Consider the following 22,511-nt stretch of genomic DNA (forward strand, 5'->3'; position numbering starts at 1 on the left):
CGATTTGTATTTAAAGAGACTAGAGTTAAAGGGATTTAAATCCTTTCCAGTGAAAACAGATATTATTTTTAAAGAAGGAATAACAGCTATAGTAGGGCCAAATGGAAGTGGGAAAAGTAATATATCTGATGCTGTAAGATGGGTATTAGGAGAACAGAGTATTAAGAGTCTTAGAGGAGATAAACTCGAAGATGTAATATTTGCGGGTACAGATACAAAAAAACCTATGAATTACTGTGAAGTGGCTCTTACTATTGATAATTCTGAGAATCAATTGGAATTAGATTTTACAGAAGTAACTATAAGAAGAAGAGCTTACAGAAATGGTGAAAGTGAGTTTTTTCTAAATAATAAGAGTTGTAGATTAAAAGATATAAAAGAAGTCTTTTTAGATACTGGTATTGGAAAAGATGGTTATTCAATCATAGAACAAGGAAAAGTAGACGAAATATTAAGTAACAATCCTTTAAGTAGAAGGAAAGTTTTTGATGAAGCCTGTGGTATATCAAAGTATAGATATAAAAAGCAGGAAGCAGAAAGAAATTTAAGTAATACAAAGGAGAACTTAGAAAGAATAGATGATGTATATATAGAAATTGAAAATCAATTAAAACCTCTTTTTAATCAACAGACAAAAGCAAAAAAGTATTTGGAAATAAGTGAGAAGTTGAAGATACTAGAAGTAAATAGCTTTATAAGAGAAATTGAAGGAACGGAAAAAGAATTAAGTGAGGTTAATGAGCATAGAAACGTTATTGAAAAAGAACTTAATGAAAAAGAAGAACAAAAAAGTATTGTAGAGAAAAAGCAAGAGGATATCAATAAAGAGATAGATGTATTACAAGATGTAATTGAAAAGTCTGTAGACTATATAAACTCAATTAAAGGGGTTATATCAAAAAAAGAATCTCAGATAAATTTAATTAAAGAAAGAATAAGAAATTTTACAAATGAAATTCATAGAAAAAATTCAGAAATAAATGATATAAAAGAAAAACTAAATGAAAATAAGCAATACATAAAAGAGTTAGAAAGCAATAAGTCATCAGGTAGTGAAGAACTATCTATTTTGCAAGAAAATATAAAAATATTGGAATCTAATAAAGATAAACAAAAAGTGAAATTAGAATCTTTAAATAATGATATAGAATTATTGAAAGAAAGTATAATAGATATATTAAATAAGAAGCAAGAATTTAGTAATAAGTTATCTACCTTAAATGCAAATAAGGAAAATATGAATATAAGAGATGAAAACATAAGCTCAGAAATAGCAGAATTAAATAAGAGTATTGAAATAAAGTCTTTTGAATTAGATAGTATAAATAAAGAATTCAATATGCAAAATGAAAATTTAAAGAATATAAATAATAGAAATAATGAATTAGCAACAGATTTAAAAGATTCAATTAATGAACACAATAAGCTAGAAGATGAAATACAGAAAAGTAAATATAACCTAAATGGATATAACTCAAAATTAAATGTCTATATAGACATGGAAAATCATTATGAGGGGTTTAATAGAGGAGTAAAGGAAGTCTTAAAAAATAAAAGTTTAAAAGGTGTTCATGGAGCACTAGGGCAAATTATAAATGTGCCTGAAAAATATGAGAAATCTATAGAAGCAGCTTTGGGTGCCTATATGCAGAATATAATAACTGATGATGAGTTTAGTGCTAAATCTGCAATAAATTATTTGAAGCAAAATAATTTAGGGAGAGTAACATTTCTTCCATTAAATATAATTAAATCAAATAAAATAAGTTTGGGAAACTTAAAAGCAAATACTAAGTTTATAGGAATAGCAAGTGATTTAATTACATTTGATGAAAAGTATAGAAATATAATTGAAAATATACTTGGAAGAACAATACTTATAAATAATATAGATGAAGGTATAAAATTTGCAAAAGAAACTGGTCACAGGTTTAAAATAGTAACTTTAGATGGTGAGATATTGAACCCAGGAGGTTCTTTGACTGGAGGAAGCTTAAAAACTAATGGGAATATATTATCAAGAAAAAGATACATTAATGAATATACAGAAAAGATAAATAGTATCAAGGTTGAGATTTCAGACTTAGAATTAAAAAGAGAATCTCTAGATAAGGATATAAAAAATATAAAAAATGAAATTGATTTACATGAAAGTAAAATAAAGGATTTAGAAAAAAGTATAATAATAAAAAGTACAAGTATAAAGAACATTGAATCTGAAATTGAATCTTTAAAAGGTAGTATTACTAAATTAGAGAGTGAGAAGAATGATTTGAACTCCAATTTAAATTACACACTTGAAAAAAGTGATATTGTTGAAAAAGATATGGAAGAATTAGATAACATATACAGTCAAAATAAAGAAAAAATTGATAGATTAAATGATGAAATAAAAAAATATAATGATTTATATGATAAAGAAAAATCCCAATTTGATGAATTAAACTTAACCTTAGTAAAGAAAAGAGAGGTTTATAATAGTATAGTTAGAGATATAGAAAGAATAGTTGGTGAAAATTGTGAGCTAGAAGAAAAAAACAAACAACTAGAAGAATCATTAAACTATGAAGAACAAGAAATAGTTAAATTACAAGACTCTATATCTATTGAAGAAAAAGAAAAAGAAAATCTAACAAAACAATTGGGAGATAGTAACAGAAATCTTGAAACTAGAAAAATAGCTAAAGATGATTTAAAAAATAGTTTTGATGAAATCAATAAAGAATTAAAAACTATAGATAGACAACATATAGAACTTAAAGAAAGTTTATTTAAAGTTGGTGGAAGATTAGAAAGATTAAAAACTAGTCAAGACACATATATAAATAAGTTATTTGAGCAATATGAGATGACTCTAGTACAAGCATTGGAAATTAAAAATGAAAATTTAGATATAGATAGAAAATTCTTAGAAAGTCTAAAGAGAGAAATAAGAAGTCTTGGAAATATAAATATAGATTCTATAAAGGAATATGAAGAAATAAAAGAAAGATATGATTTTTATAGTGAACAAAAACAAGACTTAGAAGAATCTATGGAAGAGATAGAAAAACTTATACATACATTAGAAGAAAATATGAAATCTGAATTTGAGATTAAATTTGAAGAAATAAGCAAAAACTTTAAGTATGTGTATAAGAGATTATTTGGTGGAGGTTGTGGAGAATTAACTATTTTAGATAAAGAAAATTTATTAGAAAGTGATATACTAATAACAGCTCAACCACCAGGTAAAAAAATGAAAAACCTAAACCTATTGTCTGGTGGAGAAAAAGCTTTAACTGCAATAAGTATATTATTTGCTATATTAATTACAAAACCAACACCATTTTGTATATTAGATGAGATTGAAGCGCCACTTGATGATGCAAATATATTTAGATTTGGAGAGTTTTTGAAGGATTTATCTAAAGAAACACAATTTATATCAGTAACACATAGGAGAGGAACTATGGAAGCTGCTGACTATATTTATGGAGTTACTATGCAAGAAAAAGCCATTTCAAAAGTTATTAGTTTAAAATTAAAGGAAGCTCAGGAAATAACAGATATTATATAACTTAGATTGACATAGGAGGAAGAATAGTGTTAAAAAAATTATTTGGTTTTGGAAAAGACAAAGAAAAAGAACTGGAAAAAAAAGATGACGAGGTAGAAGAAGAAATAGAAAGTAGTGTTGATAATCTAGAAAATATAGAAGAAACTATTTTTTCAGGGCTTGAAGAAGAAGTGATAGATAAAGTGGAAGATATCGAAGAAAAAGCTGAAGAAGATGTTACTAATGACAGTACTGAAGAAACTGAAGAAGTAGAAAGTCGGATAAATAGTGATGAACAAGAAGTGAAAAGTATCTTAAATAGTGATTCTCAGGAAGATATAATAGAAGAATTAGAAATATATGATGATAAAACTGAATCTGAAGAGATGGAAGATAAAGAAGAAAAAAAGGTTAACTTGTTTGAAAGGCTAAAACAAGGATTAACAAAAGCAAAGCAAGGAATAACAGATAGAATAGATGAGGTTTTAAAATCATATACAAAAGTAGATGAAGATTTACTTGAGGATTTAGAGGAAATTTTAATAACAGCAGATGTTGGTGTAAATACAACTATGGATATAATTGAAAAATTAAGAGATAAAATAAAGCAAAAAGGTATTACTGAGCCTATCGAGGTAAGAGAAGAACTTAAATCTATAGTTGAAGACATTCTTACGAATGAAAACTCTACATTAGATATAGAACCAGCACCATGTATAATCTTAATGGTTGGTGTAAATGGAGTTGGTAAGACTACTACAATAGGAAAACTAGCAAATAGATACAAAAAAGATGGTAAAAAAGTTTTATTGGCAGCAGCAGATACATTTAGAGCAGCAGCTACAGAGCAATTAGAAATTTGGGCAAATAGAACTAATGTAGATATAATAAAACACCAAGAAGGAGCAGACCCAGGAGCAGTAGTATTTGATGCTATAAAGGCAGCAAAAGCTAGAAAAACAGATGTATTAATATGTGATACAGCAGGAAGATTACACAATAAAGCTAATCTTATGAATGAGCTTGGCAAAGTATTTAAAATAGTAGATAGAGAATTCCCAGAGGCAAAGCGTGAAGTACTTCTTGTAGTAGATGCCACAACAGGTCAAAATGCAGTTGTTCAAGCAAAGACATTTAAAGAAGTTGCAGACATAACAGGTATAGTGCTTACAAAACTTGATGGGACTGCAAAAGGTGGAGTAGTACTTGCAGTAAAATCAGAAGTAGATGTACCTGTAAAACTTATTGGAGTTGGAGAAAGAGTAGAAGACCTACAAGATTTTAATGCAAAATCATTTTCAGATGCATTATTTGGTAACTAGTATTCTTTTAAAAATAATGGTTGACAAGAGTGTTTATATGATATAAAATACAATAGTGTAAAGTAGATAACCTTTACAGTATACTGCTAGGAAGTGTAAGATATGAATATAGAAAAAATGGTCGAAATTGGATTGTTATTTGAACAATATAAAGAATTATTAACTGACAAGCAGAAAGAAATAGTAGCTCTATACTATGAAGAAGATTATTCTTTAGGTGAAATTAGTGAAAATCTGAATGTATCAAGACAAGGTGTGTATGACACTTTGAAACGTTCAGAGAAAATACTAAGAGATTATGAAGAAAAGTTACACTTAGTATCTAAGATTCAAGAGCAGGAAAAAAATATTAAAAGTATAAAAGATAAAATTATTGACATTAAAGAAGATTTATTGCACAATAGAGATTGTGCTAATTTAATCCCTAAGCTAGAAAATATAGAAGATGTATGTAGGGAGATGATAAAATGATATTTGAAGGATTGTCTGATAAACTACAAGGGGCATTTAGTAAGTTAAAATCAAAAGGAAAACTTACAGAAGTAGATGTAAAAAATGCTATGAGAGAAGTTAAACTTGCTCTTCTTGAAGCAGATGTTAACTTTAAAGTAGTTAAAGATTTTATAAAAAAAGTTCAAGAAAGATGTGTTGGACAAGAAGTTATGCAAAGCTTAACTCCAGCTCAGCATGTAATCAAGATTGTAAATGAAGAGCTTACAAGCTTAATGGGGGATGTACAAAGTAAAGTAATGATTTCCTCAAAACCTCCTACAATTTTAATGATGGTTGGATTGCAAGGAGCAGGTAAAACTACTACAGCAGGAAAACTTGGAGGATATTTTAAAAAGCAAGGCAAGAAACCTTTATTAGTAGCTTGTGATATTTATAGACCAGCAGCTATAAAGCAACTTCAAGTTGTTGGAGAAAAATTGGATATACCTGTATTTAATATGGGTGATAAAGAAAATCCAGTAAATATTGCAAAAGCAGGTTTAAGCCATGCAATTAAAAATGCAAATGATTTAGTTATTATAGATACAGCTGGTAGACTTCATATAGATGAAGTGCTTATGGATGAGTTAAAATCTATTAAGTCAGAAGTTAAACCACATGAAATACTTTTGGTTGTAGACTCTATGACAGGACAAGATGCTGTAAATGTTGCAGAAAGTTTCAATGAAGCACTTGGTGTTGATGGAGTAGTATTAACTAAATTAGATGGAGATACTAGAGGTGGTGCTGCACTTTCAATAAGAGCAGTTACACAAAAACCTATAAAGTTTATGGGTATGGGAGAAAAACTAGATGATATAGAGCCTTTCCACCCAGACAGAATGGCATCAAGAATCCTAGGTATGGGAGATGTCTTAAGCTTAATAGAAAAAGCACAAGAAAACATAGACTTGGAAAAAGCTAAGGAATTAGAACAAAAAATCAAAAAGCAAGAACTTGATTTTGAGGATTTCTTACAACAAATGGAACAAATACAAAATATGGGACCTCTTGACAAGATAATTGGCATGATACCTGGTATGGGAAATGTAAAAGACCAACTTGGAGATGTAGATTTGAATGGCAAAGAAATGAATAGAACTAAAGCCATAATTCAATCAATGACTACATATGAGAGAAGAAACCCAGGAGTATTAAATGCTTCTAGAAAGAAAAGAATAGCTAGAGGTAGTGGAACTAGTGTACAAGATGTAAATAGACTTATAAAACAACTTAATGAAATGAAAAAAATGATGAAGATGTTTGCTGGTTCACAAAAGAGTATGAAGAAAAGGGGCGGCTTAGGCGGTTTACCTTTTTTTAAATAAAATATAAAAAAGTAAAAATTATTCGGAGGTGACTGTAATGGCAGTTAAAATAAGATTAAAAAGAATGGGAGCTAATAAAAAACCTTTCTACAGAATAGTAGTAGCTGATTCAAGAGCTCCAAGAGATGGAAAATTTATAGAAGAAATAGGATACTATAATCCAGTTTCTGAACCTAAACAAGTAAGAATAAATGATGAAAAAGCTATAAAATGGTTAGCTACTGGTGCTCAACCAACAGAAGTAGTTAAAAAATTACTTGTAAAAAATGGAGTAATAGAAAAATTCGAAGCTTCTAAACAAGCAAAATAATTTTTTCTTGGCGATTAGTTTAAGTAAGTACTCATTGCTGAGGTTACTTTAGGAGATGAAATATATGAAAGAGCTAGTTGTAGATATAGCTAAGGCTCTAGTTGATAATCCTGATTCAGTTGTCGTTGAGGAATTTGAAGATAATGATGGTATAGTCTTAAAACTTACAGTTGCTCAAGATGATATGGGTAAGGTTATTGGGAAGCAGGGAAGAATAGCTAAAGCTATAAGAACTGTCGTAAGATCTGTTGCAAATAGAGAAAATGTAAAAGTTTCTCTTGAGATAGTGTAAATAGGAGGATTAGGTATAATACCTAGTCCTTTTTATATAATTATATGTAGTTTTAAGAATTTATGATGATATGAGTATATAAGATTAAATTTTTTAAGAAGGTGATAGCATGAAAGAAAAAGTAACTCATTTTAAGATAGGTCAAATAGTAAATACACAAGGTCTAAAAGGTGAGGTAAGAGTTTATCCACTTACTGATGATATAGATAGATTTGATGAGTTAAAAGATTTCTATCTAGGAAAAGATTTAAATAATAAGTGGATTGTTGAGAAGGTAAGATACAAAGGTTCTATGGTTATAATGAAGATAAAAGATATAGATAGTATAGAAAAAGCAGAAAAGCTAAAAAATAAATTTATGTACGTGTCTAGAGAAGATAGTAGAGAGCTTGAAGAAGGCGAATTTTTTATAGCAGATATGATTGGTATGGAAGTTTTAACTGTAGACGGAAAATATGTGGGAGTGTTAGAAGATGTTCTTCAATATTCTGCAAATGATGTTTATGTAATAAAAGGTGATGAAGATAAAGAATTTATGATACCAGCTATTAAAAAATTTGTACCTACAATAGACATTGATGACAGAAAAATGATTATAGACCCTATTAAGGGAATGATTGATTAGGTGGTAATATGAGATTTCATATAATGACGCTTTTTCCAGAAATATTTCATTCATATATGAATGAAAGTATAATGAAAAGAGCTGTTGAAAAAGGTATAATTGAAGTTAATATATATAATATAAGAGATTTTTCTGATAATAAACATAAAAAAGTAGACGATTATCCATTTGGAGGAGGAGCTGGGATGGTAATGACTCCTCAACCAATATATGACACGTATAAGCATATAATAACAACCTATAATATAAATAATCCAAGAGTAATTTATTTAACTCCAAAAGGGAAGGTATACAATCAATCCATAGTAAAACAGATGTCTGTCAAAGAGGACATAATACTGCTATGTGGTCATTATGAAGGAATAGATGAAAGAATCATTGATTTAATCGTAACTGATGAAATTTCAATTGGAGATTATGTACTAACTGGAGGAGAACTTCCAGCACTTATAATGATAGATTCTATATCAAGACTAATACCAGGTGTATTAAATCAAGATGAATCTTTTGAAGAAGAATCATTTAAAGATAACTTGTTAGAATATCCTCATTATACTAGACCTAGAGACTTTGAAGGATTAAAAGTACCAGAAGTCCTTTTATCAGGTAATCATAAAAAGATAGATGAGTGGAGAAGAGAAGAATCTATAAGAATAACTAAAGAAAGACGATTAGACTTATATAAAAAATCTCAAAAAAAATAAAAAGAGAATAAATAATTAATATACATGTATACAGTAAAGTACCTATAAATGGAATTAAAAACATAAAAGTGCTTGTAATAAATATTGAAGTATAGTATAATATAAAATGTTGAAAATACGGGCGTTCCTCTGTTTACACTGGTCGGGTAGTTAAGAACGTCTATGATATTTAGGAGGAAGAAAGATGAATGAAATGCTAAGAGCAATTGAGCAAGAACAATTAAAAAATGAAGTTCCTAATTTTGGACCTGGGGACACAGTTAAAGTACACGTTAGAATTATAGAAGGAAAAAGAGAAAGAATACAAGTATTTGAAGGTGTAGTATTAAAGAGACAAGGTGGAGGAGCAAGAGAAACTTTCACAGTTAGAAAAATGTCTTTCAATGTTGGTGTAGAAAGAACTTTCCCAGTTCACTCTCCAAAAATAGAAAAAATAGAAGTTACTAGAAAAGGTAAAGTAAGAAGAGCTAAACTAAACTACTTAAGAGGTAGAGTAGGTAAAGCTGCTAAGATAAAAGAAGCTAGAAATAGATAATTAAAAACTTTACTTATAAATGGGGGGCTGATTTATCAGTCCTCTTTCTATTTTAATGAAAATTACAGCAAATAATTATATTAGAAATAAATAGAACTATTTGTTGAAAATATATATTATTTATTTATGAATTTATACCTTTTAAAATGAAAAATAAAATCAATAAATATTGAATTATATTTCGAAATAATATTAAAATAAGAAGAGAATATTATGTAAAGTAGGATGTTAAAAGCATGACAATACAATGATTTAAATAAATTTATTTTTTAATTATAATTAAGATATAATAATATAATCTTTTAAAGGAGTGATATACATGTCAAATGAATATGAAGAGTATCTTATGGATGACAATCTACATATAAACTGGTATCCAGGTCATATGAAAAAAACTAAGGAGTTGGTAAAAAACAACTTAAAATTGATTGATGTAGTTATTGAACTGTTAGATGCCAGAATACCATTTAGTAGTAAAAATCCAGATATAGATAAGCTTGTAGGTGATAAACCAAGAGTAGTTGTACTTAATAAAAGTGATATGGCAGACAGAGATAAATTAAATCAATGGGTAGAGTACTATAAAAAAATCAATATAAAAGCTATACCTGTAGACACAATAAAAGGAGTTGGCATAAATAAGATAATAGAAGAATGTAAGAATGTAACTAGAGAAAAAATGAATAATTTAAAGGATAAAGGGAGAAAAGAAAGAGCTATACGAATAATGATAGTTGGGGTTCCAAATGTTGGTAAATCATCTCTTATAAACAAATTAACAGGAAGAAAAAGTACACAAACAGGAGATAAGCCAGGAGTAACTAAAGGTAAACAATGGGTTAGATTAAAGGGAAACCTTGAACTTCTAGATACACCTGGGATACTTTGGCCTAAGTTTGAAGACCAAGAAGTTGCTTTAAACTTAGCCTTTAGTAGAGCTATAAAGGATGAGATTTTAGATACTGAAACTTTAGCATTAAGACTCATAGAAAAACTTATGAAAATAGCTCCTGAGAATCTGAAAGCGAGATATAAATTGGATACTCTAGGAGAAACTCCAATTGAAACTATGGATATGATTGGTCATAAAAGAGGATTTATAACAGGTAAAAAAGAGCTTGATTATACACGCATAGCTACAACTGTTTTAAATGAATTTAGAGATGGAAAAATAGGCAATATAACTCTAGAAGTACCAGAGAATGTTAAAAGATAGATTTTAAAGCTAGTTAAAAAAATTAATATTATAAGCTAAAAAAAGCCTTTTCCTAAAGGTTTTTTTTACTTTTTTGAAATATAGACAAATATTGTCATGCGAAAGTGTAAATTAGATTAGAAAACCTTTAAAAACATTAATTTAAGACAAATATGCCTAATTTTTTGAAAATTAAAATGAGTATGATTATTTCAAATTTTGGTATATTGACTTGCTTGTTTCGTATAATATATAATAAGCACAAATCAATACAATATATTAAAAATTTAATTTATTTAGTTTTATTAATTTAATAATAAGCTCTTATTGTTTCAATTAAGTTATATATGTAAGTTATGCAAGCGTAAACAATTGAGGAATTTTATTAATTTAATAAGGTTAAAAAGGGGGATTTTATAATGGGTAAGACCAAGGATATTATAGTATTTGGATTTGCATTATTCGCAATGTTCTTTGGAGCAGGTAACTTAATATTTCCACCATACTTGGGAATAATTACAGGTCCAGAGTGGTTAATTGCCTTCTTAGGATTTACATTTGCCGATGCTGGCTTAGCACTTCTAGCAGTAATGGCTACAGCTAAATTCGATGGAAACGTAATTGAAATGTTTAAAAGATGTGGTATGAAATTAGGTATTCTTATAGGTTGTGCAGATATTTTATGCATAGGACCATTCCTAGCTATACCAAGAACAGGTGCAACAACTTATGAAATGGGTATGATGCCTTTATTTGGAACTTCGATTCCAGTGTTATTATTCTGTATAGTTTATTTTGCGATATCATATGTATTAACGATAAGACCTTCTAAGGTCGTAGATATAGTTGGACAATTTTTAACTCCAGCTCTTCTAATAGCTTTAGCATTTATAATTATAAAAGGTGTTGTATCTCCTCTTGGAGAGATAATAGATAAGCCTATGATACCTAATGTATTTGCAGAAGGTATAGGTCAAGGATATCAGACGATGGATGCCTTTGCAGCGATAGCACTTGCATCAGTGTTGATAGTGTCTTTAAATGAAAAAGGATATACTTCTATTAGTGAGAAATTAAAAATGATTGGTAAAGCTGGTGTACTTGCTTGTGGAGGTCTAGCTATAGTTTATGGTGGATTATGTTTCCTTGGAGCAACTGTATCAACAATGTATGGAACAGATGCAGTACAATCACAAGTAATAGTAAATATAACACAAGGATTACTTGGTAATGTTGGGAAAGCGATTTTAGCAATAGTAGTATCATTAGCATGTTTAACTACATCTATAGGTCTTACATCTGCTACAGGACAATATTTCTCTAGACTTACAAAAGGTAAATTAAGTTATGAAAAAATAGTATTAGCTGTATCTGTATTCAGTGCAGTAGTAGCATCTTTTGGTGTTGGAACTATAATAAAGATAGCATCTCCTATATTGAGTATAGTTTATCCACCATCAATTGTTTTAATAATTTTAGCATTCTTCAATGAAAAAATTAAGAATGATAATGTTTACAAAGGAGCAGTATACATGTCACTACTTGTAAGTATATTGACAGTTATATCTACTTACGGAGTAAATGTTCCTGTAGTAAATTCTTTACCACTTTCTTCATTAGGATTTAACTGGGTGGTTCCAGTTATAATAGCTGGAATAATTGGTAATTTTATACCATCAAAGAGTCAATCTAATACACTTGGAACAAATTAAACTTTATTTAATTAAAATATAATTACCTATAAATAAAAGAGTTATCTATAATAAATTAAATTATTTATATAGATAACTCCTTTTATTTTTAGTTTCTATACTAATTGTTTGCTTTTGGATGTAAAAATATAAGAAAATATTAGAAAAAATATATAGTTTATTTTTTAACAATAATAAAGATTAAAAAAAGAATTTTGGATGAATTTTATAAGTTTAGTTATATGTAGTAGCTGATTTTTACAAAAATATTATATAAATAAAATTATAACAATAATAAAATAATAAAATAAAATTTAAGTCATTTACATATATAAATGAATTGAGCAAAGCACTAAATTGTTTTTATAGAGGTATATATTAAGAATTTTTAGTTAATTTTGAAATATAAGTATGTTTACGTGGATACTAGCAACTGCAAAGTTTAAGTAAGTTGGAAGTTAGAAAATAATTACGATGAAGAAAAGTAAGATTGTAAATCATAATAAGGAATTTTCAGAAAAAACGATTTCAAGCATAAAAAAGAAGTGAAAAATCTATAGGTGTAGAACGGTTATTCAATAAAATTAGGAGTTAATTTAGCAAAATAAATACAAAATCCTACAAGAATTAACGTAAATAAGAGTTGTGACAAAAGGAAAACGATTTTTTAGATATCATAATTTTGAAAATTTAAAAAATTAAAAATCATATTGACGGCTTTTTTTTAGAATTATATAATAAACACAAAATATTTAAAATTTAAACTGAATTAAAAAGATTATATAAAAATAGTAAGGAGGGTGATATACAGTATTACATAAAGCAACTTAAATTAGGAATAATTCAAAAAATGGTAAAATTTAGAAAATTCAAAAAAGTTAGAATTTTTAATTTTGTCAAGAAAACTTAGTAAAAAAATGAAAAACCAGTCATGTTTAAAGTATACAGGTTGATTTTATTTAATTAAGAAAGTTGTATTAAATATTGCGAAGATTTTATAAATTATGAAACATAATTGACAAGTTTAAGTCAAAAATGTATAATTAAATAAAATCTCGTCAAAAGGTTTTCATTTAAGAAGAGATTGGACTTATTTTTTAGTAAAATGTAGTAGAAGGTAAAAAAAGTAGTAAAATTCAAATGGGGGTGCTTTAAATGGGTGAGAAACAAATCAAGTTTAAAGATGTAATTGTAATTGGATTTGCACTATTTGCAATGTTTTTTGGTGCTGGGAACTTAATATTCCCTCCATATCTAGGAGTTTTATCCGGAAGTAGTTGGCTAGTAGCTTTCATAGGATTCCTTTTCGCAGATGGTGGTTTGGCATTATTAGCAGTTATAGCAGCAACTAAGTTCAATGGAGACACATCAAAGATGTTCTCAAGAGCAGGTAAAGGATTAAGTATTGCATTAGGATGTGCAATGGTAATCTGTATAGGTCCACTTTTGGCAATACCTAGAACAGCAGCAACAACTTATGAGATGGGTATATTACCTACAATAGGTTCAGGAATAAGCCCAGTAATATTTTCTATAGTATTCTTTGCTATAGTATTACTTCTAACAATAAGACCATCAAAAGTTGTAGATATAGTTGGGTCAATATTAACTCCAGCTTTACTTATAGCTTTAGCAGTATTAATCGTTAAAGGTATCATATCTCCATTAGGAGAAATAAGAGACAGTTCTTTAATACAAAATGTATTTGCAGAAGGTATAACTCAAGGTTATCAAACAATGGATGCATTAGCAGCTAGTGTATTTGCATCAATTATAATCATGTCAGTAATAGCTAAAGGGTATACAGGTGAAAAAGAAAAGATGAAAGCTACAGTAAGCGCAGGTGTTATTGCAGTAATAGGTATGGCACTAGTTTATGGTGGATTATGTTATCTTGGAGCAACTGTATCTCAAGCATATGGACAAGATGTTCAACAAACAGCTTTAATAGTTGCAATAACAGCATCTTTACTTGGAACTACAGGTAAAATCTTATTAGCTATTATAGTTGCATTAGCATGTTTAACAACAGCTATAGGACTTTCTTCAGCAGCAGGTCAATATTTCTCAACACTTACAGATGGGAAATTAAAGTATGAGCATATAGTTATAGTAGTTTGTGTGTTTAGTGCAATCATATCAAACTTTGGAGTAAGTACAATAATAAAATTCTCTTCTCCTATATTAAGTATGGTATATCCAGCAACTATAACTCTAGTTATACTAGCATTATTTAGTAACCAAATTAAAAATGACAATGTATACAAATGTGCTGCATATATGGCATTATTAGTAAGTGTGTTAACAGTTGCAACAAGCTTTGGTGTAAATATTCCTCTAGTTAATAGCTTACCATTCGCTTCATTAGGATTTAACTGGATAGTTCCAGTTGTAATAGCAGGAATAATAGGAAACTTTATTCCATCTAAAAGCAGTAAAACTGCATAATAATAAAGAATAATTGATAATTATGGAATTGCCTTTAAATTATAGAGGCAATTCCTTTTTATATTTGTAATATTTGCAAGTATTATTAAATTGCTTAAGATTGAAAATATGTTATTTGTTTAATTTTATAACATTAGCAGTAATATGATTTATAATAGCATGTAAAATAAAAAGGATGATTTAAAACTATAAGTAAAATAAAATTATATTTACTAAAAATATTTAATGTAAATGTAAATTATTGCTATATATATATAAAGAAAAAATAAAGAATTTATTATTTAGATACTTATTAATTAATAAAAGTTAAAACAATAAAAACATAAAAAATATAAAGTATATAAAAGTAGAATTGGACTTTTATATACTTTTTTATATTATTTTTGATTTTTTTAAGAAATTGTTTTAAAAGTTGAGAGAACTATAAGGAGTGTTATATTGAATATAAAATAGTATAATATATATTATGCTAGATAATTAATCTGAAAAAATACAAACATATAAAAAAGTTTGTTTAGAGTTATAGTTAATAGGTGTATTAATTTAATACTAATTTATTGGAGGTCTAAAAATGAAGTACATAATAAAAAGAGATGGTACAAAAGAACTTTTTAGTAAAAGTAAGATTGAAGATGCTGTCTATAAGGCTAGTATAAATAGTGAAGGTGGAGTGGATAGAGATTTAGCATATGATATATCAAGAAAAATAGCTAAAGATTATAATTCTATGGAAAAATGCTTATCCGTAGAGGAAATCCAAGATATAGTTGAAGTATTACTTATGGAATCAAATAGAAAAGATATAGCAAAACACTACATATTATATAGAGAAAGACGTTCTGAAATAAGAACTAAAGCTTGGGAGTTTGATGAACTGCAAAAATCAATATGGAAGAATAAGTATAGAAATAATGGTGAGAGTTTTGATGAGTGGATAAAGAGAATCTCAAATAATAGTCCTAGAATCTCAAAATTAATAAGACAGAAAAGATTTCTATTTGCTGGAAGGATTTTAGCAAATAGAGGATTGCAGAAAGAAGGTAAAAAAGTAACATATTCTAATTGTTATGTAATAGAGCCACCAAAAGATAGTATAGAAGATATTTTCGATACTGCAAAAAAACTTGCTAGAACATTTAGCTATGGTGGAGGCGTTGGAATTGATATTTCAAAGTTAAGACCAAAAGGAGCAAAAGTTAATAATGCTGCAAAACACACGACTGGAGCAGTTTCTTTTATGGAACTTTACAGCATGACAACTGGTTTGATTGGTCAAAGAGGAAGAAGAGGAGCTCTTATGATTTCTATGGACGTAAACCACCCAGAGATAGAAGAGTTTATAGATATAAAAACAGATTTAGAAAAAGTTACTAAAGCAAATATTTCTGTAAGAGTAACAGATGAATTTATGCAAGCTGTAAAGGAAAAGAAACTGTATAATTGTACTTTTGAAGTTGAAACTACTGGAGAAAAAATAGTCAAGATAGTAAATGCATATGATTTGTTTAATAAATTTGTGAAAAATAACTGGGATTATGCAGAACCAGGTATATTATTTTGGGACAAAATAAGAACTTATAATTTTATGAGCGAAGATAAGAATTTTTGCTTTTCAGGAGTAAATCCTTGTGCAGAAGAGCCACTTCCAAGTGGAGGAAGTTGTCTGCTTGGTTCAATAAACTTGTCAGAGTTTGTAATACAACCATTTGGTGAACATGCTACCTTTGATATTAATAAATTAAAATCTTGCGTTAGAGAAGCTGTGGTAGCTTTAAATGATGTGTTAGATGAGGGATTAAACTTACATCCATTACAAGAGCAAAGAGATAGTGTACATAAATATAGACAGATAGGTTTAGGAGTAATGGGTATAGCTGATATGCTTATAAAGATGGGAATAAGATATGGTTCTGATAAATCTTTGGAATTATGTGATTTAATTGGTAAAACTATGTTGAATGAAGCTGTAAAGCAATCAGCCTTAATTGCCAAAGAATATGGAACTTTTAGTGAGTATAAATATGAAAATATATCCAAGTCTAAGTTTTTTATAGAAAATTTAAATGATGATACTAAGGAAATGGTTAAAAAATATGGGCTTAGAAATTCACAACTATTAACTATACCTCCTACAGGTTCTATATCTACAATGATAGGAATTAGTGGTGGAATAGAACCTATATTTAATCTTTCATATATAAGAAAAACTGAGAGTTTACATGACGAAGATGTATATTACAAAGTATATACTCCAATCGTTAAAGAATATATGGATAAAAAAGGTATTACAGATGAAGAATGTTTACCAGAGTTCTTTGTAACTGCAATGAATATAGGATACGAAGAAAGGATAAACATGCAAAAAGTATGGCAAAAATATATTGATGCTTCTATATCATCTACAATAAATATTCCCTTTGAAACTACAGTTGAAGATGTTTTCAATATATATATTAAGGCATGGCAGGCTGGTCTTAAAGGGGTGACAATATTTAGAGATGGATGCAAAAGGAGTGGAATTTTAATAAATGAAAAAAAGGAAGAAAACAATAAAGAAAATAATAAAAAAGAAGATAATAAAAAAGAATGTTATAAAAATAATAAAAAAGAAAAAGATAATAAAGATGAAGAATCCAAAAAAATAATAAATAAAAATTTTGAAGAAGATGAGAAATTTGTGTGTCCTGAGTGTGGAAGTGAAGGAATTGCACATACAGGTGGTTGTAGTATATGCTTAAAATGTGGATATAGTGGATGTAATTAAACTTTGTGTTAGCAAAATTTTAATAGATTTAAAAACTTATATTTTTACAAATGAAAGATGAGGGAATTGTATGCAGAATAAAAGCGTGAGGGAGATTAAGGAAATAATTGAGACTTTAGAAGTAGAAAAATATATGCAATATATAGAACTATTGAGAGTCGATGACAGAAAATCTGTTCAAAGCTTAGCTGTAAAACTAGCTAAAAAATTAGACAATATTAGAAGAGAAGAAGAAAGATTAGAAACTATAAATATATTTGAAAATGAAGGTTACAATAAAGGTTATTTATATATTGGAGGAATTGATGAAGCGGGAAGAGGACCTCTTGCTGGACCTGTTGTAGCTTCTGTAGTAGTATTTAAAAAAGACACAAAAATAGAAGGCGTAAATGATTCTAAAAAACTAAGTGAAGCAAAAAGAGATGAACTTTTTGAAGTAATAAAAAGAGAAGCATTAGACTATGGAATAGGTATAGTAAATAATGAAGAAATAGACGAATTTAATATATTGAATGCTACCTATATGGCAATGAAAAAAGCTATAAATTGTTTAAAACAAGCACCAGATTATCTATTGGTTGATGCAGCGACAATACCAGGAATTGACATAGCTCAAAATCCAATCGTAAAAGGAGATTCAAAATCTATATCAATAGCAGCAGCAAGTATATTGGCTAAGGTTACTAGAGATAGTATAATGTATCAATATGATAGGGTCTATCCAGAATATGGTTTTAAATCTCATAAAGGGTATGGGACTAAGGAACATTATGAAGCCATTGAAAAACATGGAATAACTCCTATACATAGGAAAAGTTTTTTGAAAAATATACTGTAAATACAATATGATATAATGTATATGATATAAATTACTATAATAAATGGGGGGATTAAAGATGGAGTATAATGAATTATTAAAAAATGCTAGAGAAAATTTAAATGGAAGTTGTAAAGTTTGTAAGGTTTGTAATGGAGTTGTTTGTGCAGGGGAAGTTCCTGGTATGGGAGGTAAAGGAAGTGGTTCTTCTTTTATAGAAAATAGTAAGAGTTTAGAAAAAGTAAAAGTAAATATGAGAGTAATACATGATGTCTCAAATCCTGATACATCTATAGAGATATTTGGGAAAAAAATGAGTGCACCTATATTCGCAGCTCCAGTAACAGGAACTACCTTGAATATGGGTGGAAAAATTAGTGAAAGAGATTACATAGAACCAGTAGTTGCAGGATGTGCTAAAAGTGGGATTTATGCGATGGTTGGAGATACAGCAGTAGATGCTTTTTTAATGGAAAATTTAGATGTAGTTAAAAAGTATAATGGTGATGGGATTGTATTTATTAAGCCTTGGGATAATGAAAATATTATAAAAAAGATAAGACTAGCTGAAGAAGCTGGTGCATTTGCAGTTGGAGTTGATATAGATGCTTGTGGTCTAGTGACTTTATCGCTACATGGAAAGCCAGTACTTCCTAAAAATGTTGAACAAATAAAAGAATTGGTGAACTCTACTAAACTACCATTTATATTAAAAGGAATAATGACTGTTGAAGATGCATTAATGGCAGTTGAAGCAGGTGTAGATGCCATAGTTGTATCAAATCATGGAGGAAGAGTATTAGATTGTACACCAGGAGCATGTGAAGTTTTACCAAAGATTGCTGATGCTGTTAAAGGCAAAGTTACAATACTTGCAGATGGTGGAGTTAGAACAGGATTAGATGTATTAAAGATGATAGGTCTAGGAGCAGATGCAGTATTAATAGGAAGACCTTTTGTGACTGCTTCATTTGGTGGAGCAACTGATGGTGTAGAAACTTATGTAAATAAGCTTCAATCAGAACTAAGTGGTTCTATGATATTAACTGGATGTCAAACTATAAAAGATATTGATGGAAAAGTTATATACAAATAAAATTTTATACAAAAAAGAGGAAAAATAATTTTAATGTAGAATAATTGTACAAAGGGGGAATTTATATGAGTAAAAAAGCTTATGAAGAAGCCTTAGTAGAATTGGAGAAATTTATTAATGAAAGAAAAGAAATAATTAAAAGTGCGGAGGGTTGTATTGATAAGTACATAGTTGACAGAACGCTACCTTTTGATTACAAAGATAAATGTGTGGAATGGCAACAAGAGTTACTTGATATTGCAGAGGCACAAGTTTTAGAAGCAAATGAGCTAGGTGTGTTATTACAAGAAAAAAAAGAACTTGCAGAAGATTAAATTTTATTAACTAAGAGTAAATCAAAAATATGATTTGCTCTTAGTTTTTTTATTTGAGTATAAATTTCAATCTAATTAAGATAATTTTATCAATAATAGATTGAGCAGTTTAAAGTAAAAGAGAGTGCTTTACGTGCTTAATTTTTATTCAAATTTAGTATATGTTTTTTCATTTCATCTAATACAATTGTATAGGACTTGGATTGAGCTGCAGCTAATTCTGATAAAGCAAACCTTTGAGCCTTATTTAGAAAGTCCTTATCTGTACTACATAATTGCTTTGAACAATCTTGTATCATAAGCATCTTAATCAATTTTACAATCTCAAAAACATCTCCTGAATGAAATTTATCTTGGTATAATTTAAGTCGCTTCTTTCTATCAAAAATCCATACACCATCTGTTTTATCAATAGATTGCATAAAATCATCAACTTCATTTTCATTCATAACTGGACGTATGCCAATCTTGCCAGCACTTATAACTGGAATCAAAATTTTAAGATTGCTATTGAAAATAACAGTTAATTCATAGTATTTCTGTATATTATGATTTATTTCTTTTGTTACAATATCACTTACATAGCAAGCACCTTCTTTTGGATACATCACACTTTCGCCAATATTATACATATAGTTATACCTCCAAACTGAATTTTAGATATTGCAATTTGGGTACAATGCTTTAATTATCTAATACTCAATATTATATCACAAAATACTTGACAAGTCAAAAATATTAATATATAATATTAAGTTTGTGATAAATAAATATAAAATAACTATAAAAATATAAGATAAAACGATTTAACGTATTGAAATATTATGTTAGTATTTTATAAAACTGTACATTAACTATGCTTAGTAATTATTAATTTTTAGCAAAATCTCTTAACTTAAGACTTCCAGCTGTTACAAAGACCATTCCAATAAAAATTAAAACAATTATATTTATTAATATGTTATCATTATTAATAGCGTCTATAGTCCAATAAAATGGTGTAAGCTTTGAAAGATTAACCATAAAGGATAATTTATCAAGTGATGGTATTAGACTAGATATAGATATAGCTAAACCTATTAAAGAATAAAATGTAGACATAAGACTTATAGAACTTTCACTTTTAGTTACTCTAGCTATCCAAAATACAAATCCAGTAGCAACAAAACTATTTGCTAGTACAATCATTAATGTGTTTAAAGTCAATTTAAAATCACTTATAAATGAGAAGCATACTAAAGTTAAGGTGTATATAATTGCTTGAATAAAAAATAACCCTAAAAATATGCTGAAAATGATTTTTATATCTTTATGTCTTGTAGAAACAAGTCTTTTTAAGGTATTAGATTTTTTTAATGCGAATAAATCAGAAGCAAGATGTGCTGCATTAATATACATAAAATAACATATTAAGAAGACTATTAAAAATGAATTTTTATTCTTATTTGGACTGTTATCAATTATATTTGTCCTTGTAAATTTATCATCTATGTTTCTATCTATTTTTAATTTTAATGAATTAGTAATAAAAGATTCTATTTGTGATTCTGCCCAAAGACTACCTCCGCCACTTTCAGTTTTAAAGCATTTAACTACAGGTCGTTTTAAGTTATCTATATTGTTTGAAAAATTTTCATCTAAAATGAAGACAGCAGAAACTTTATTATTTTTTAATAAATTCATAGCCTTATCTTGTTCGTCTAATCCAAATGAGTTTTCTTTTAATTTAGAACCATCTATTAACTTATGTTCATATTTTCCAGAAGAATTAGATACAATTGCTACTGGAGAAAAGTACATTGATTGATTTTCTGAGTTACCAGTAAAAAAGTTAAGAGAAAACATTAATAATATAACAGGAAACAGAACCATGTTAACTAAAAGAGCATGATTTTTTATATATCTTTTTATGTTTGCAATAATTAATCTAATCATTATTAAATCTCCCTCCATTTATATTTTTCTTTTACAATAGAAAGTGCAATCAATATTGTAGATGCAATTAGACATATAAAAATTAAGTTTCCTATTGAATCGATAGTTTTAAATGTCTCATAATTACTGAATAATGTTCCTATTAAATAAGTAGGAGATAAACTTGTAAACTTAGTAAATATATCATTTACCATGCTGAGAATACCTCCAAAAACTGTCTGTAAGAAGAGTAATGTGTAAACAATAACTGTACCATATTTCTTACTAAAAAAGGCGGTTACAAAAGTAGATATTGAAGTCATAAAATAAGAAGATAAAGCACAAAGTAAAATTAATATGGCAAAGTTACCTTTAAATGTTATCCCAAGTATTCTAAAGAATAAAACATATAATAACAAGAAGATAAATGAATAAATCCACAATCCTACAAAATCATAAATTAAGAATTGTACTCTAGTAATAGGCATAGAGTAAAGTCTTTTTGAAAGTCCTTTTGATTCACTTACGTAATTTGCTAAAATATTATTCATTATAAAAATTATTACAAGAAATCCCAGAGAAACTAAAGCAAAGTACTCATAAGAGTTTTGTTTGACATTATTTTTTATTATAGAAGTATCAATAGAATTCTTGTTAAATAATTTAGAGAAATCTTCTGAACTTAGTTTTTGCGAATTATTTAAATATAATTTTTCATGATAAGTATCTAATATGTCTTGAAGTAATATTGCAATATCATCGCGAGTTCCAAGTTTTTCCACACTTAAAGTATTTGATTCTTCATTTAATAAATTACTCTCATATCCTTTAGGTATAGTGAGTTTTAAATCTGCATTAGAACTATCTTTTTGAACTGTTAATATAGAAGATAAGTCATTCTTTAAGTATCTTGTCAGATTATTTGATAGCTTTGTATCATCTTTGTCATATATAACAATTGATGTCAAATCTGTTTTTATAGGGTTTTGAAACATGCTTTCTGTCACCATTCCAAGAAACCCAGCTAAGACTAGAGGTAAGGCTAAGAAATATATTAAATTAAGTATAAAAGAGCTTTTTAAACCTTTTAGCATAGTTTTTACACTAATGTATAATCTCATAAAAT

19 protein-coding genes are annotated in these 22,511 nt (G+C 27.9%); 16 read left to right on the forward strand and 3 right to left on the reverse strand.

Annotation, left to right across the window (positions count from 1 at the left end):
- The first annotated feature begins 4 nt into the window (after positions 1-4).
- The 16 genes from smc (at position 5) to ACTG45_RS06520 (ending at position 19,471) form a co-directional block, all read left to right on the forward strand.
- Positions 5-3,559: a chromosome segregation protein SMC gene (smc, locus tag ACTG45_RS06445; protein ID WP_479920027.1), complete on the forward strand. Its 3,555-nt coding sequence runs from the start codon at positions 5-7 to the stop codon at positions 3,557-3,559.
- Between the two features lie 26 nt (positions 3,560-3,585).
- Positions 3,586-4,860: a signal recognition particle-docking protein FtsY gene (gene ftsY / locus ACTG45_RS06450; protein ID WP_021383973.1), complete on the forward strand. Its 1,275-nt coding sequence runs from the start codon at positions 3,586-3,588 to the stop codon at positions 4,858-4,860.
- 102 nt (positions 4,861-4,962) lie between these two features.
- Positions 4,963-5,331, forward strand: a complete 369-nt coding sequence (ylxM, locus tag ACTG45_RS06455) for a YlxM family DNA-binding protein (RefSeq protein ID WP_021383968.1) — start codon at positions 4,963-4,965, stop codon at positions 5,329-5,331.
- Entirely contained in the window at positions 5,328-6,680 is a 1,353-nt protein-coding gene (gene ffh, locus ACTG45_RS06460) for a signal recognition particle protein (protein WP_021383940.1), read from the forward strand. Before ylxM ends, ffh begins: the two co-directional genes overlap by 4 nt.
- A gap of 37 nt (positions 6,681-6,717) precedes the next feature.
- Entirely contained in the window at positions 6,718-6,990 is a 273-nt protein-coding gene (gene rpsP, locus ACTG45_RS06465; RefSeq protein WP_021383935.1) for a 30S ribosomal protein S16, read from the forward strand.
- A 64-nt stretch (positions 6,991-7,054) separates the two neighbouring features.
- Positions 7,055-7,282 (forward strand): KH domain-containing protein, encoded by a 228-nt coding sequence (locus tag ACTG45_RS06470; protein WP_021383925.1) that lies wholly within the window; start codon positions 7,055-7,057, stop codon positions 7,280-7,282.
- A 109-nt stretch (positions 7,283-7,391) separates the two neighbouring features.
- Positions 7,392-7,907 carry a ribosome maturation factor RimM gene (gene rimM / locus ACTG45_RS06475; protein ID WP_021383932.1) on the forward strand — a complete coding sequence of 172 codons (516 nt, stop codon included), beginning with the start codon at positions 7,392-7,394 and terminating at the stop codon, positions 7,905-7,907.
- Positions 7,908-7,915: 8 nt separating this feature from the next.
- Positions 7,916-8,611: a tRNA (guanosine(37)-N1)-methyltransferase TrmD gene (gene trmD / locus ACTG45_RS06480; protein WP_021383926.1), complete on the forward strand. Its 696-nt coding sequence runs from the start codon at positions 7,916-7,918 to the stop codon at positions 8,609-8,611.
- Between the two features lie 184 nt (positions 8,612-8,795).
- Positions 8,796-9,146, forward strand: a complete 351-nt coding sequence (gene rplS / locus ACTG45_RS06485; RefSeq protein ID WP_021383988.1) for a 50S ribosomal protein L19 — start codon at positions 8,796-8,798, stop codon at positions 9,144-9,146.
- Positions 9,147-9,465: 319 nt separating this feature from the next.
- Positions 9,466-10,362, forward strand: a complete 897-nt coding sequence (ylqF, locus tag ACTG45_RS06490; RefSeq protein WP_021383977.1) for a ribosome biogenesis GTPase YlqF — start codon at positions 9,466-9,468, stop codon at positions 10,360-10,362.
- 398 nt (positions 10,363-10,760) lie between these two features.
- Positions 10,761-12,053 carry a branched-chain amino acid transport system II carrier protein gene (gene brnQ, locus ACTG45_RS06495; RefSeq protein WP_021383960.1) on the forward strand — a complete coding sequence of 431 codons (1,293 nt, stop codon included), beginning with the start codon at positions 10,761-10,763 and terminating at the stop codon, positions 12,051-12,053.
- Positions 12,054-13,187: 1,134 nt separating this feature from the next.
- A complete protein-coding gene (gene brnQ, locus ACTG45_RS06500; RefSeq protein ID WP_021384037.1) occupies positions 13,188-14,480 on the forward strand; it encodes a branched-chain amino acid transport system II carrier protein in 1,293 nt (430 codons plus the stop codon).
- Positions 14,481-15,051: 571 nt separating this feature from the next.
- Positions 15,052-17,244 (forward strand): adenosylcobalamin-dependent ribonucleoside-diphosphate reductase, encoded by a 2,193-nt coding sequence (locus tag ACTG45_RS06505; protein ID WP_021384063.1) that lies wholly within the window; start codon positions 15,052-15,054, stop codon positions 17,242-17,244.
- 70 nt (positions 17,245-17,314) lie between these two features.
- Positions 17,315-18,082, forward strand: coding sequence for a ribonuclease HII (locus tag ACTG45_RS06510; protein WP_021384056.1), 768 nt, complete (start codon positions 17,315-17,317; stop codon positions 18,080-18,082).
- Between the two features lie 58 nt (positions 18,083-18,140).
- Positions 18,141-19,157 carry an alpha-hydroxy-acid oxidizing protein gene (locus ACTG45_RS06515; protein ID WP_021384023.1) on the forward strand — a complete coding sequence of 339 codons (1,017 nt, stop codon included), beginning with the start codon at positions 18,141-18,143 and terminating at the stop codon, positions 19,155-19,157.
- A 65-nt stretch (positions 19,158-19,222) separates the two neighbouring features.
- The gene (locus ACTG45_RS06520) at positions 19,223-19,471 is read left to right on the forward strand and encodes a hypothetical protein (protein WP_021384021.1); all 249 of its coding nucleotides are present in this window, start codon (positions 19,223-19,225) and stop codon (positions 19,469-19,471) included.
- Between the two features lie 137 nt (positions 19,472-19,608).
- Here the strand turns inward: ACTG45_RS06520 and ACTG45_RS06525 are convergent, their stop codons facing one another.
- From ACTG45_RS06525 to ACTG45_RS06535, 3 genes are all read right to left on the reverse strand, one after another.
- Positions 19,609-20,103, reverse strand: a complete 495-nt coding sequence (locus ACTG45_RS06525; RefSeq protein WP_021384042.1) for a CarD family transcriptional regulator — start codon at positions 20,101-20,103, stop codon at positions 19,609-19,611.
- 238 nt (positions 20,104-20,341) lie between these two features.
- Positions 20,342-21,406: an ABC transporter permease gene (locus ACTG45_RS06530; RefSeq protein WP_479920028.1), complete on the reverse strand. Its 1,065-nt coding sequence runs from the start codon at positions 21,404-21,406 to the stop codon at positions 20,342-20,344.
- Between the two features lie 2 nt (positions 21,407-21,408).
- Entirely contained in the window at positions 21,409-22,506 is a 1,098-nt protein-coding gene (locus ACTG45_RS06535; protein ID WP_479920029.1) for an ABC transporter permease, read from the reverse strand.
- Between the last annotated feature and the right edge of the window lie 5 nt (positions 22,507-22,511).

The organism is Clostridioides sp. LIBA-7602, from assembly GCF_056688945.1.

Excerpts from the sequence above, each read along its gene's own strand:
- ylxM (WP_021383968.1), top strand. The coding sequence starts at position 4,963 with ATGAATATAGAAAAAATGGTCGAAATTGGATTGTTATTTGAACAATAT.
- ffh (WP_021383940.1), top strand. The coding sequence starts at position 5,328 with ATGATATTTGAAGGATTGTCTGATAAACTACAAGGGGCATTTAGTAAG.
- rpsP (WP_021383935.1), top strand. The coding sequence starts at position 6,718 with ATGGCAGTTAAAATAAGATTAAAAAGAATGGGAGCTAATAAAAAACCT.
- ACTG45_RS06470 (WP_021383925.1), top strand. The coding sequence starts at position 7,055 with ATGAAAGAGCTAGTTGTAGATATAGCTAAGGCTCTAGTTGATAATCCT.
- rimM (WP_021383932.1), top strand. The coding sequence starts at position 7,392 with ATGAAAGAAAAAGTAACTCATTTTAAGATAGGTCAAATAGTAAATACA.
- trmD (WP_021383926.1), top strand. The coding sequence starts at position 7,916 with ATGAGATTTCATATAATGACGCTTTTTCCAGAAATATTTCATTCATAT.
- rplS (WP_021383988.1), top strand. The coding sequence starts at position 8,796 with ATGAATGAAATGCTAAGAGCAATTGAGCAAGAACAATTAAAAAATGAA.
- ylqF (WP_021383977.1), top strand. The coding sequence starts at position 9,466 with ATGTCAAATGAATATGAAGAGTATCTTATGGATGACAATCTACATATA.
- brnQ (WP_021383960.1), top strand. The coding sequence starts at position 10,761 with ATGGGTAAGACCAAGGATATTATAGTATTTGGATTTGCATTATTCGCA.
- brnQ (WP_021384037.1), top strand. The coding sequence starts at position 13,188 with ATGGGTGAGAAACAAATCAAGTTTAAAGATGTAATTGTAATTGGATTT.
- ACTG45_RS06505 (WP_021384063.1), top strand. The coding sequence starts at position 15,052 with ATGAAGTACATAATAAAAAGAGATGGTACAAAAGAACTTTTTAGTAAA.
- ACTG45_RS06510 (WP_021384056.1), top strand. The coding sequence starts at position 17,315 with ATGCAGAATAAAAGCGTGAGGGAGATTAAGGAAATAATTGAGACTTTA.
- ACTG45_RS06515 (WP_021384023.1), top strand. The coding sequence starts at position 18,141 with ATGGAGTATAATGAATTATTAAAAAATGCTAGAGAAAATTTAAATGGA.
- ACTG45_RS06520 (WP_021384021.1), top strand. The coding sequence starts at position 19,223 with ATGAGTAAAAAAGCTTATGAAGAAGCCTTAGTAGAATTGGAGAAATTT.
- ACTG45_RS06525 (WP_021384042.1), bottom strand. The coding sequence starts at position 20,103 with ATGTATAATATTGGCGAAAGTGTGATGTATCCAAAAGAAGGTGCTTGC.
- ACTG45_RS06530 (WP_479920028.1), bottom strand. The coding sequence starts at position 21,406 with ATGATTAGATTAATTATTGCAAACATAAAAAGATATATAAAAAATCAT.
- ACTG45_RS06535 (WP_479920029.1), bottom strand. The coding sequence starts at position 22,506 with ATGAGATTATACATTAGTGTAAAAACTATGCTAAAAGGTTTAAAAAGC.